The sequence below is a fragment of the Paenibacillus sp. JT31N11 genome, assembly GCF_056269285.1.
Map to the genome: position 1 here is coordinate 250,424 of NZ_JBWDNQ010000002.1, position 11,989 is coordinate 262,412.

The following is an 11,989-nucleotide window of genomic DNA, read 5'->3' on the forward strand; positions in this document are numbered from 1 at the left end:
TCCTGTCCGTAACGGCCTGTACTAAGATTATCATTATTCTCACGTCCGTTACAAGAGAACTAAACGTTAGATCGATGCAGCTTCCATTCGGGCCCAAGCATCCACCTCGGCAATCGCCTCCACATCCGGCACTTCCAGAACCGTGTGGCGTTCAAGCACCTGTTCGATAACGCGTTCAATATCCAAAAACGTGATCGCACCCTCGAGGAACCGGGCAACCGCCGTTTCGTTGGCCGCATTAAATACCGTAGGAGCAGATAGCCCCGCCCGGCCGCACTCATAGGCCATTCTCAGGCAGGGATATCTTGCAAAATCCATCTCCCGAAAATGCAGCGCGCCTACCTTCCGAAGATCAAGAGCTTCTGTCTGTATAGGGCGGCGCTGCGGATATGTGAGCGCATATTGGATAGGTACGCGCATATCCGGCATGCCAAGCTGGGCGATGATACTGTTGTCCACATACTCTACATAGGAATGTATGATGCTTTCCGGATGAATCAGAACGCCGATCTGCTCATAATCCAAATCAAACAACCAATGGGCTTCAATCACTTCAAGCCCCTTATTCACCATGGTCGCCGAATCGATCGTGATTTTCGCTCCCATCGCCCAATTGGGATGGTTAAGCGCCTCCTCAACCGTTACGCCTTCAAGCTGCTGCCTAGTGCGTTCGCGAAATGAACCTCCTGAAGCGGTTAACGTGATTCCCTTTACCGCTGATCGAGCTTCTCCGTTCAAGCATTGAAAAATAGCCGAGTGCTCGCTGTCGATCGGAAGAATGGCAACCCCCTTCTCGGAAGCTCGCTTCATTACAATATGCCCTGCCGTCACCAGCGTCTCTTTGTTTGCAAGACCGATGTCTTTGCCGGCTGAAATTGCCGCAAGCGTCGCATTCAAACCCCGGCTTCCCATAATGGCAGTCACGACCATGTCGGCTTCGGGAGCACCAGCAATCTCGATAAGCCCTTCCTCACCATAAACAATCTTCATGCCGGATGGCAGATGAAGCTTAGCTTCTTCCGCAAGCGCTTTTGTTGACAAACATACTGTACGCGGCCGAAATCGCTTGGCCTGCTCGATCAGCATTCCGATATTGCCTCCGGCCGCTAATCCGATTACCTCATAAGCCTCAGGCTCGCGGCTGACCACATCAAGCGTTTGCGTGCCAATGGAGCCCGTTGAACCCAGAATCGTAAGTTTTTTCATCATTCACCTGTCCTTCTAAGCTAACGGCAGCAGCCCGGTCAGCACCAGAAGCGGAAACACTGCTATCCAGCTGTCGCAGCGGTCGAGAACACCGCCATGACCGGGAAGAATGGATCCTGTATCCTTGATGCCGCGAACCCGTTTATAGGCCGACTGAATGAGATCGCCCAATTGACCTGCCACGGCGGCGACAAGTCCGATCAGCAGCGCCTGTCCCATGCCAACGGCATCCGGGGCTGCCAGCGCAAACACAGCGGCGACAACCAGGGACAGCGCTACGCCCCCAAGTGAACCTTCAATGGTCTTATTGGGGCTGATAGCCGGCCACAGCTTATGTCTGCCTATCGCTTTGCCGATAAAATAAGCACCAATATCGGATGCCCAGATCGTTCCGAATGCAAGACAGGTCGTCAGCAATCCATAAGCTTCACCGCTTCGCACTTCATACATGGACTCAAATCCGAAACCGACATAAAGAGCTCCGAGCAGCAGCAAAGCCGCGCTGTCAATCGTCATTTTGTTTTTCGTAAGTACCGTAACGGCCAGTGCCAGAAACATAAGGAGCCACAACATATGTAGAGTTTGCGGAGGAACGGTTCCAAGCTCTTCCCAGGGAATGAGCAGAAACAGCATACCTGCAAATCCAATCAGAGACGCCGGATGGTGCCATGCTAGGCCGTTCATTTTCGTGAATTCCGCATATCCGATCAATGCGAGCAGCAGCAGCAGCCCATAGAAAAACCAGCCGCCAAGTACGGTCAGAATAATAAATATGGCGCCACCAATGACGCCAGTTACGATACGTTGTTTCAAGATTAGGCACACTCCCGTACAGCCGTTTACACTCCGCCGTATCGACGCGCTCGACGTTGATATTCGCGAACGGCATCGTAAAAATGCTCGTCTGTAAATTCAGGCCAATAAACATCTGTAAACCACATCTCGCTGTAAGCAAGCTGCCAAAGCATAAAGTTGCTCAGTCTGAGTTCACCGCTGGTCCGAATAAGCAGGTCGGGATCAGGGACACCGGCTGAGAGAAGATGCTCCGTCATATGGGATTCTTCAATGTCCTCCGGATTCAGACGCCCGGCTTGCACGTCTTCTCCGATTTGTCTGACGGCTTCAATCATTTCTTTGCGGCTGCCATAATTCAAAGCAAAATTAAGAACGAGTCCGGTATTATCAGCCGTTTGACGAATAGCCTCTTCTACAGCCTCAAGTGTATGTGAAGGAAGTGCCTGCTTATAGCCCATCATACGTACCTGCACATTTTTTTCCATAAGCTCTTTCAATTCAATAGCCAGAAACTCCTGTGGAAGCTTCATCAAAAATTCCACTTCCGCTTTGGGCCGCTTCCAGTTTTCAGTGGAAAAAGCATATAAGGTCAAATACTTCACGCCAAGCCGGTCAGCAGCCATTGTAATCCGCTTCACCGTCTTCATTCCGGAATGATGGCCTGCCATCCTGGGCAATCCCCTGCTCTTGGCCCATCTGCCGTTGCCGTCCATAATGATTGCAATATGCTGCGGTATGTTGTCTGTATCAAGCGTCTGCAACGGTGTCGCCGGCGCTTTACCGAATAGGGCTCTCAGTCGCTGAAACACATGTTCGTCCTCCCACCGCTAACGTCAAATTTATGCAATAAACCCCACCTGTCGGAGGGGCCGGTGAGCTTGCATTATACTTCCATAATTTCTTTTTCTTTGGAAACGAGCACCTTGTCGACTTCAGCGATAAATTTGTCCGTCGCCTTCTGAACATCTTCTTGATGGCGGCGTGATTCATCTTCGGAAATATCGGTTTTTTCGAGCTTCTTGATATCGTCGTTCGCATCGCGGCGGACGTTTCGGATGGCAACCTTGGCTTCCTCACCAAAACGCTTGGTCATTTTGACCAGTTCCGTACGGCGCTCTTCGGTCAGCATCGGTATACCGATGCGAATAGTGCTGCCGTCATTGGAAGGTGTAAGTCCGAGATCCGACTTCAAAATAGCCTTCTCAATGGCACCCAATGACGTTTTGTCCCATGGCTGAATGATCAGCGTCCGCGAATCCGGAGTATTAATATTAGCCAATTGGGCTACCGGGGTCATGGTTCCGTAATATTCAACCTGAACGCGATCCAGCAGGGCTGGAGTAGCGCGGCCTGCACGAAGCGTTGAGAGATCGCGTTTCAATGCGCCTATCGCTTTATCCATCCGCTCTTCAGCGTTTTTCTTTATCGTTTGAGGCATTAATCGACACTTCCTTTCACGATGGTTCCGATTTTCTCTCCCAGCACAACCCGCTTAATATTCCCCTGTTTGGTAATAGCGAATACCACAAGCGGGATATTATTGTCCATACAAAGTGAAGTTGAGGTAGAATCCATAACGCCGAGATTGCGGTTTAGTACATCCAGGTATGTCAACGTATCGAATTTTTCCGCCGTCGGATCCTTGAAAGGATCTGCGGAATAGACGCCATCCACTTTATTTTTGGCCATCAGAATGACCTCTGCTTCGATTTCGGCTGCACGAAGAGCAGCCGTTGTATCTGTTGAGAAGAACGGGTTACCTGTACCTGCGGCAAAGATGACGACCCGGCCTTTCTCCAGATGGCGAATCGCCCTGCGGCGTATATAAGGCTCGGCAATTTGCTGCATGGCGATCGAAGTCTGTACCCGTGTAGGCACTTCCATCTGCTCCAGAGCATCCTGAAGCGCCAGCGAGTTCATTACCGTAGCTAACATTCCCATATAATCGGCGGTCGCCCGGTCAATTCCTTTGGCAGTACCTGCAATCCCCCGCCAAATGTTCCCACCGCCAACGACTATCGCCACTTCAACCTTTAATTCTACAACTTCCTTAACTTGCTCGGCTATAGATGCAATCACTGCAGCATCGATTCCGTATCCATTATTACCCGAAAGCGATTCGCCGCTTACTTTTAATACAATACGTTTGTACACGGGACTTTGCAACGTGGTATACCTCCATCTTTGACCTTGTTTCAAGGCCGTATACTTTTATTCGGTGAATATCCATTGCTGCTATCGGGAGCTGCTTCAGGGCGATAAACGGAACTTGAACCCATGTATAAACCTATTTGAAAGTTTCTTCAATGCGAGGCAATGATGCGTCTTCAAACGAATAGGCGGGGCGGACGCCCCGCCCCATCCTGGCACGTTCGGATTTATCTTTTTACTTGCGACATAACTTCAGCTACGAAGTTATCTTCTTTTTTCTCCAAGCCTTCACCCAGCTCATAACGAACAAAGCGGCGGATTGTAATGTTTTCACCGATCGTGCTGATTTTCTCGTTCAGCAGGGCCGAAATTGTTTTGTCAGGATCTTTGATGAACGGCTGTTCCAGCAAACAGAACTCTTCATAGTATTTGCCGATGCGGCCATCGACCATTTTCTCAACGATATTGGCAGGTTTGCCTTCGTTCAGCGCCTGGGCTTTCAAAATCTCACGCTCTTTATCCAGTTCTTCCTGCGAGACTTCCTCGCGGCTGACGAACTTAGGGTTAGCCGCTGCAATTTGCATGGCGATATCACGGGCAAATTCGCGGAACTGATCCGTTTTTCCAACAAAGTCGGTTTCGCAGTTGATTTCTACCAATACGCCAATTCGGCCTCCGGCATGAATATAGGATTCAACAACGCCTTCTGTAGCAATACGGCCAGCTTTGTTCGCCGCTGCGGAGAGGCCTTTCTCTCTGAGAAGATCAATAGCTTTTGAGATATCACCGTTTGCTTCTTCGAGAGCCTTCTTGCAATCGAGCATCCCTGCTCCTGTTTTCTCACGTAGTTCCTTAACTGCACTAGCATTAACCGCCATCTTGATAAACCTCCTATAATTCTTGAATGTTTGCCTACTGATTTGCTTGTTGTTCCTAAAAAAAGGGCGGTGAGAGGTTTTACACCGTCTGACCACCCTTTTTCATGCTGACTCTATTAAACGAGGACTAAGCCGTCGTTTGTTCACCTTGGTTTGCTTCGACGATGGCATCTGCCATTTTAGCCGTAAGCAGTTTAACTGCGCGGATCGCGTCATCGTTGCCTGGAATGACATAATCGATTTCGTCCGGATCACAATTGGTGTCTACGATACCGACAATCGGGATACCCAGTTTGCGGGCTTCAGCAACTGCGATACGTTCTTTACGGGGATCAATGATGAAAAGTGCGCTTGGCAGGCTTCTCATGCCTTTGATGCCGCCCAGGAATTTCTCGAGGCGATCTTTCTCTTTGCGGAGAATGATAACTTCTTTTTTCGGCAGCACGTTGAATGTGCCGTCCTCTTCCCATTTCTCAAGCGTGCGCAGACGTTCAATACGTTTTTGGATGGTTTGGAAGTTAGTCAGCGTTCCGCCGAGCCAACGTTGGTTGATGTAGAAGTTGCCGCAACGCTCAGCTTCTTCTTTAACCGAATCCTGTGCCTGTTTTTTCGTGCCGACGAAGAGCATTGTGCCGCCTTCTTCCGCTACCGAGCGTACGAAGTTGTAGGCTTCTTCGACTTTCTTGACTGTTTTTTGCAAGTCAATGATGTAGATTCCGTTCCGTTCCGTGAAGATATAACGATCCATCTTTGGGTTCCAGCGACGAGTCTGATGACCGAAGTGCACCCCAGCTTCAAGCAGCTGCTTCATGGATATAACCGCCATTCTTCAACACCTCCTGTTAAATGGTTTTTTTGGTTTCCTCCGCAAATATCATTTTCCGTTAAAACTTCGACCGAGCCGAAGCACCGTTAACGAAATTAATTTGCGTGTGTTTTTAACACCGTCAATTAATATACCATATCTGCATGTCCACGTGCAACATCGTTTCCCTTGAATCTCAAGGCGTCATTATTGAATTCCATCGGACAATAAAAAAAGAGCAAAACCTTCCGGCTTATGCCTTATTAGCCAGTTCCGCTTCAGCTTCCTCGGGGGGCATCGGCTTGCCGGTAATTATCTTTTTTACCTCCTGGACAGAAGGGCTGCCTGTAAATAGAAAATAGCCTGCACGCACTTTAAGATTACGCATCAGGTCTATGAATGTGGTCTTATCTGTAATGATATTGTTCTTGCCCAGCAGCTCAGCTGCCTCCGTAAGGCTGGTATTCGGGGGAATGCGAATGATGATTCGCTTATCCTCCACTGTTCCCGGATCTGCCGATCCGTTACCCTCCGCAGGCCTGCCACCGGCCGTCTCCTGCCCGGTTGGAGTCTGATGTTCCTGCTGGCTGTTTCCTTCGATGGCGGAATTGGCGGCCTCCACAGATTGCAGCTCGTTATCATCCCCTGCTGAGGGTCCGTTCTGTTCCTTCTGCCCGACGGAGCCGCTGCTGCCTTGCTGGGCTTGCAGCTTCTCCCGCTCCAAATCAAGCTGTTCGTCAAGCTCAGACTGGGTGTACTGCTTCTCGCCTGCGTCTTCCTTTTGAAACGAATCCAGACCGCTGGCTTGCCTCTCTCCGATTATCATCAACTGCAGCAGCAATGCCCCTATGATGATTCCAACACCGAGTCCAAATAGAAATGGCCTTTTATTCATAACGAGCGGCTTCCTCCTGTTTGGATAACTGGAGAATAAGCTGCACTTCTCCTTTATTCATCGCGAGCTTTCTGGCAATCGAGTCAACTGACTTTCCGCCGTCATGCAGCTCAAAAAGCTCCAAATAACGGCTGCGTATCGTTGGTTTGATTTCGGCGGGAGCCAATGGCTCAACAAACTTAGGCACCGCCGGCTGCCCTTCTCCGGAATGGACGGCAGACACTCCACGATCAGTCTCAGCCGCGGCAGCAGGCGCTGCCGAGACTGACGCAGCAGCGAGCAGAAGCTTCGCCTGGTCGGCAAGCGAGTGCTCAAGCTCCAGGCATCGCTGTTCCAGCTCCTTGATCCGGTTATCACGGCTCAATGACTGCTGACTTGTTTCCTGCTGCGCTTTGGTAACGAGATTCGCAAGATCGCGGTTGCCCGCTTCCATATTTTCCATGAACTGCTCGAGCGCCGTCTCCATATTCCGCACAGTCTGTGATTGATTGTCCTGTCCGCTTCGTCTGGGTATCATTACCCCTCCGACAATAGCAAGCGCCCCCAGAAGTACGATGATTTGCCATGATTCCATTACCTTCACCTGCAATTCGCTGATTCATGCGGTCAAAGCGAGATATCAATATGTTTGCCTTTGTAAGGATGATTGTGTGCAGCCTCTTCAGAATGACCCGCTTCATCCTGAATCGAGCCATCCCCGGCTTTCCCGCGCCGCTTTCGCTTGGAGTGATTCCCTTGCTGAGGCTGGTCCTTGATACTCATTTTCACGCTCTGCTCGATCTCACTGTTTTTGCTCCGCAGCTGCTCCGTCTGTTTCACCGAATCGCCTTCGAGCCGGGTTTGATCGATTACGGGCTTTTGATTCAATTGGTTTTGAAGGTTTCCCTTTTCTTGTGTCCGCGGAATGGATACTTGCAAGTCTATAGACCGATAGGTCATCCGCTTCCCCTCCTGCACATAGCAGATCAAAGCTTACTTGAAGATATCCGCTATGATTTTAGTGATAAGGCGCTGTAATGATATCTCCATCCGAATAGCGGAACGATACGCGCTCGATAGGTTCCTTCACGAAACGCGTGTAACGTCCAATGACAATTTTGGTTCCGCCATAGATGATATTGACCGCATCCACCTTGGCGTTGTCCGTGTCCTCCAGCGATTTTTCGATTTCCAGAATCCGTTCACGAAAACCGGACATCTCTTCATTCGATTGGCGCTTGGTTGCGCCAAGCTTGATGCGCATGCCCATCTTATCCTGAGGCAGCTGCCCGGCCGCCGCCAATTGATCAAGAAGCGTCAGTGCCTTATCGGTCTTGTCCAGATTATCCATCAGCTGTTTAACCTGGCGGCGCAGTTCAAGCAGCTCGCTTCTCAGCTCAGGTCTGACCCCTACCTCAATGGCGGTTGCCGTAGACATTGTATTGCCGATCGTGCGTGCGACAACACGCTCTCCCGCCTGCACCATACCGCCTACAATCAATCCTTTTGCCCCGCTGCATACGACGCTATGTCCCGCTCTTACATGTGAGTGCATGATGCTTTGGGTTACCAGAACATCTTCCATAGCGGAAACATTTCCGTCTTGAATGAAGGAGCTTTTTACATTCTTGCCTGCCCGCACATATCCTTTATTGCTGGCCAAAATGCCGCCAGTTACTTCGATCGATCCATCCGACTCCAGCTCGGCCCCTTCAACACCGCCGATGACCCGGATATCTCCCGAAGCTTTTATACGAAATCCCGTCAGCACATTGCCTCTTACGACAACAGTGCCGACAAAATCGATATTGCCAACCCTATAGTCAATGTCCCCGTTCACCTCATATACGGGAAACACATTGATTTTGTTCTTGTCTGTCATGGTAATAAGACCGTCAATTGCTGCATACAACGCTGTTTGCTCCGGATTGACAACAACATTTTTACCTAATTTAAAATAAGCCTCTTTGCCATTTTTACAAGGCAGATCTTCTCCCGTAACGGTTTTCCCCATTTGACCCTCGGTCGCAGGAATTTTCTCTGCGATGAGCTGCCCGCGAAGAACATTTTTCAGCTGATTCACTTCTTTAAAATCAACCTTGCCGCCTTCAATCTCGGTAGGCTTATGCTGTTCTTCCTTCATGTTCTGAATGAAACGAATGGCCCCGTCCTGCCCGTTCTTGGCCGGCAGCCCTTGTGCAATAACTGTTTGCTTATAGAAAAAAAGGCTTGGCTGCTGCGCTATCTGCTGAATCACCTCGGTTTTGAGTCCGTAAAAAATCCCGTGGCTGCGTATATATTCCTCAAGCTGGTTCGGCGTACAGGCGAATTTCTCGTCCGCTGCGTTGAATTGCAACAATGATGTCAGTTTGTCCTGCGACAACTGGACGACAATGTAAGCTTCGAGCGTTTCGGAAATTGACACTGCTGATCCCCCTTCAAACTAATTTTGCATCAATTGATCCTTCTGTTTATCAAGTGCCCCCCGTAACCGTAAAATAGCTTTTGAATGCAGTTGGGAAATTCGAGACGGAGACAAGGACATGACTTCAGCTATTTCACTTAACGACAGCTCTTCATAATAAAATAAGGAAACGACGGTTCTTTCTTTCTCGGTCAGACGCTCTATACCGCGCACCAGCGATTCCTTCAAAAAGAACTCATGCACCTTATGGTCAGGATTTTTGGCTTTTTCATCAACCAGCAGCGATAACCGGGTCTCCGAATCTTCCTCCCTTATCGGATCTTCCAGTGAACAAACCGTCGTCACTGCAATTTCCTGAAGCATGTGCCCGAATTCCTTCTCGCTGACGTTCAGATAATTGCTTATCTCGGAATCTGTAACAGAACGCAGCACTTTTTGCTCCAGAAGCTGGTAGGCCTCTTCGATCTTTTTCGCTTTTTCCCGCACGGAGCGCGGCACCCAGTCTCCCTGGCGCAGCCCGTCGATAATAGCTCCCCGGATTCTCCATGAAGCATACGTCTCGAACTGCAGACCCCGGCGGTAGTCAAACTTCTCAATGGCATCAATAAGACCCATTACCCCATTGCTGGCCAGATCATCTTTGGATACATTTTTGGGCAAGCCAATCGCCATCCGGTTGCTGACATAATCGACCAGCGTCAAATAAAACTCAATCAGCCTTTTTTTTGCTTCAGTGTCTCCGTCTTCTTTCCATTTCCGCCAAATCTCGATGTTAGACAAATGAGGCGCTTTCGGCTCAATCATCGTTTCACCCTCCTGTCAGGTGACGAATGGCTTTTGCCAATTCTTCAGGCTCTTTGTTTTGTGTTGATACAAGCTTGGGAGGCGTAAGAGGCTGAAAGGGCGCTTGCTCTACCGTATCCGTCTTTACGTTCCCATCCAATTGCATTTTCAACATATCATGTAACTGATCGGTTTCATCCGGCGTCGACACATCAAGGGTGCTGCCTTTATTCTCATCCATGGACTTGCCAGGTTCCTCGCCGGCCTCCTGGGTGTTTCCCCGTAAGCTGGCAGCTAATAATATACGGAATAGAAACGCCAGCGCAAAAAATGCGATAAAGGCATAAACAGACCGCAGAACGGTAACTTCAAGCCCATTGCTGCCGAGCGAAAATAATAACGTAAGCACGCCCCCGAACAGGCCGAGTCCAACGTTCCAGCGCCATGTTCCAATCATGTTAAATCTCCTTTACACCAAACTGGACGCTTCTGATGCTTAAAACGCCGCTAAAGCCGTCAAACTCGATGGTTCTTCCGTAATTCCCGCCCGTATCCTCCGATTGAATCGGGATGGATAGTTTTGCCAATACAAGTTTGCATGACTCTACATTGCGCGGACCAATCCGCATCGCATCGCTTTGCGAGGCAAAAGCGAACATCTGAGCGCCGCCAGCCATCTTGGCGATTAGTCTGGCAGAGACGGCTCCAGCCTGCTTCATTTTCTCAATAAGCTCTGGAATCGCAGTATCCGCGTATTTCGCGATATTATAGGAAGCTTCACGCGCAATACCCGAAGAAGGCAGCATCACATGCGCCATACCGGCGATCTTCGCCCGTTCGTCAAAGAGGGTCAGGCCCACACATGATCCAAGGCCGGATGTTTTGAGCGTGCTTCCATCGCTTACGATATTCAGATCGGCCATGCCTACTTTTACTACATTCTGCTGTATCATTCGATCGGCACTCCCAGGGAGCTGAAGATTTTGTCAAACGACTCCGGATCCGGTATGAGAAAGAAATGCCCTTCGAGCTCTTCTTGCCCCTCCAGAAACGTTGTATCAATCAGAAGTGCCGAATCGCCCATCTCCCCGTACTGTGTAATTCCATAGCTCATAATGGCACCTGCCATATCGACCGTAATGGCCGGAACAGTTGGCGTCATCGAAAGCTTCGTGAAGTCCGCAAGAGAGGAGAGATAAGAGCCAGCCAATATGTTGCCGATCTCAGACAAGGCGGAGAATTCCATTTCCGAGTAGCCGGAATCCTCCTCTACCGGTATGGACAGCAGGTTCCCGAGCAGCTTTTTGGCAGAGTCCTCTTTAATGAGAAAAAACATGCTTCCTGGAGCGTCTCCTTCTACCCGGAGGAATACGGCTACGACAACCTGTTCGAATCCTCCGACTCTGTCTGCGACCTGCTCGAAAGGAATTAGGCTGACAGTAGGTACATTCATATCAACTGGCTTGTCCAGGAGTCTCGAAAGAGCAGTCGCGGCGTTCCCGGCGCCGATATTTCCGACTTCTTTTAACACATCCATTTTAAAGCCCTCTAGCTTCAGCAGCGGGTTCACCTGGTTAATCCTCTAGCTGCTCAAGCTGAATGATTTCCTTTTTATTCAACACTTCGGACAAATTCAGCATAATGAGCAGCCGGCTATCTCCAATCTTGGCAACCCCCTGCAAATATTTGGCCTGAATGCCGCCAACGACTTCAGGAGGAGTGTCAATATTGTCTGTGTCAATATCGATAACGTCATTTGCCGTGTCTACAATAAAACCCACTTCCAGATCATCAACAGCGACGATGACGATTCTGGAGCTTTCCGTTGCTTCCGATTCCTCAAGACCAAACCGGCCACGCAAATCAATGACGGGAAGAACAACGCCGCGCAGATTAATGACACCCTTGATAAATGAAGGTGTTTTGGGAACCCGGGTAATTGGAATCATTCGTTCAATGGTACGAACTTTTTCAACTTCAATACCGTATTCCTCCGACGCAAGTCCAAAGACGATCACTTTAATTTCCTCACCCATGCTTAAATCCCCTCCCGAGAGTATCTGTGATTCATC

At 49.6% G+C, this 11,989-nt stretch carries 16 protein-coding genes; all 16 read right to left on the minus strand.

The window, feature by feature from the left end; all coding sequences use genetic code 11:
- Positions 1 to 66: 66 nt before the first annotated feature.
- A complete protein-coding gene (locus AC0YNV_RS09090; protein ID WP_475768400.1) occupies positions 67 to 1,206 on the minus strand; it encodes a 1-deoxy-D-xylulose-5-phosphate reductoisomerase in 1,140 nt (379 codons plus the stop codon).
- A 15-nt stretch (positions 1,207 to 1,221) separates the two neighbouring features.
- The gene (locus AC0YNV_RS09095; RefSeq protein ID WP_475767694.1) at positions 1,222 to 2,019 is read right to left on the minus strand and encodes a phosphatidate cytidylyltransferase; all 798 of its coding nucleotides are present in this window, start codon (positions 2,017 to 2,019) and stop codon (positions 1,222 to 1,224) included.
- Positions 2,020 to 2,045: 26 nt separating this feature from the next.
- On the minus strand, positions 2,046 to 2,798 hold the full coding sequence (locus AC0YNV_RS09100; protein WP_379112719.1) for an isoprenyl transferase: 753 nt from the start codon (positions 2,796 to 2,798) through the stop codon (positions 2,046 to 2,048).
- An 86-nt stretch (positions 2,799 to 2,884) separates the two neighbouring features.
- Positions 2,885 to 3,439, minus strand: coding sequence for a ribosome recycling factor (gene frr / locus AC0YNV_RS09105; RefSeq protein WP_475767696.1), 555 nt, complete (start codon positions 3,437 to 3,439; stop codon positions 2,885 to 2,887).
- Positions 3,439 to 4,167: a UMP kinase gene (gene pyrH, locus AC0YNV_RS09110; RefSeq protein ID WP_210041145.1), complete on the minus strand. Its 729-nt coding sequence runs from the start codon at positions 4,165 to 4,167 to the stop codon at positions 3,439 to 3,441. The genes frr and pyrH overlap by 1 nt, the downstream gene beginning before the upstream one ends.
- Before the next feature lie 212 nt (positions 4,168 to 4,379).
- Positions 4,380 to 5,030, minus strand: a complete 651-nt coding sequence (tsf, locus tag AC0YNV_RS09115) for a translation elongation factor Ts (RefSeq protein ID WP_475767698.1) — start codon at positions 5,028 to 5,030, stop codon at positions 4,380 to 4,382.
- Positions 5,031 to 5,157: 127 nt separating this feature from the next.
- Entirely contained in the window at positions 5,158 to 5,856 is a 699-nt protein-coding gene (rpsB, locus tag AC0YNV_RS09120) for a 30S ribosomal protein S2 (RefSeq protein ID WP_210041149.1), read from the minus strand.
- A gap of 232 nt (positions 5,857 to 6,088) precedes the next feature.
- The gene (locus AC0YNV_RS09125) at positions 6,089 to 6,730 is read right to left on the minus strand and encodes a hypothetical protein (protein ID WP_475767700.1); all 642 of its coding nucleotides are present in this window, start codon (positions 6,728 to 6,730) and stop codon (positions 6,089 to 6,091) included.
- On the minus strand, positions 6,723 to 7,304 hold the full coding sequence (locus tag AC0YNV_RS09130; RefSeq protein WP_475767702.1) for a hypothetical protein: 582 nt from the start codon (positions 7,302 to 7,304) through the stop codon (positions 6,723 to 6,725). The genes AC0YNV_RS09125 and AC0YNV_RS09130 overlap by 8 nt, the downstream gene beginning before the upstream one ends.
- A gap of 32 nt (positions 7,305 to 7,336) precedes the next feature.
- Positions 7,337 to 7,669 carry a hypothetical protein gene (locus tag AC0YNV_RS09135; RefSeq protein ID WP_475767704.1) on the minus strand — a complete coding sequence of 111 codons (333 nt, stop codon included), beginning with the start codon at positions 7,667 to 7,669 and terminating at the stop codon, positions 7,337 to 7,339.
- Positions 7,670 to 7,727: 58 nt separating this feature from the next.
- Positions 7,728 to 9,134, minus strand: coding sequence for a DUF342 domain-containing protein (locus AC0YNV_RS09140; RefSeq protein WP_210041157.1), 1,407 nt, complete (start codon positions 9,132 to 9,134; stop codon positions 7,728 to 7,730).
- An 18-nt stretch (positions 9,135 to 9,152) separates the two neighbouring features.
- Positions 9,153 to 9,938 carry a FliA/WhiG family RNA polymerase sigma factor gene (locus AC0YNV_RS09145; protein WP_475767706.1) on the minus strand — a complete coding sequence of 262 codons (786 nt, stop codon included), beginning with the start codon at positions 9,936 to 9,938 and terminating at the stop codon, positions 9,153 to 9,155.
- Positions 9,939 to 9,942: 4 nt separating this feature from the next.
- The gene (locus AC0YNV_RS09150; RefSeq protein ID WP_475767708.1) at positions 9,943 to 10,374 is read right to left on the minus strand and encodes a hypothetical protein; all 432 of its coding nucleotides are present in this window, start codon (positions 10,372 to 10,374) and stop codon (positions 9,943 to 9,945) included.
- A gap of 1 nt (position 10,375) precedes the next feature.
- Entirely contained in the window at positions 10,376 to 10,870 is a 495-nt protein-coding gene (locus AC0YNV_RS09155) for a chemotaxis protein CheD (protein WP_475767710.1), read from the minus strand.
- Positions 10,867 to 11,454, minus strand: a complete 588-nt coding sequence (locus AC0YNV_RS09160) for a chemotaxis protein CheC (protein ID WP_475767712.1) — start codon at positions 11,452 to 11,454, stop codon at positions 10,867 to 10,869. The genes AC0YNV_RS09155 and AC0YNV_RS09160 overlap by 4 nt, the downstream gene beginning before the upstream one ends.
- Before the next feature lie 37 nt (positions 11,455 to 11,491).
- Positions 11,492 to 11,953 carry a chemotaxis protein CheW gene (locus AC0YNV_RS09165; protein WP_475767714.1) on the minus strand — a complete coding sequence of 154 codons (462 nt, stop codon included), beginning with the start codon at positions 11,951 to 11,953 and terminating at the stop codon, positions 11,492 to 11,494.
- Positions 11,954 to 11,989 lie beyond the last annotated feature (36 nt).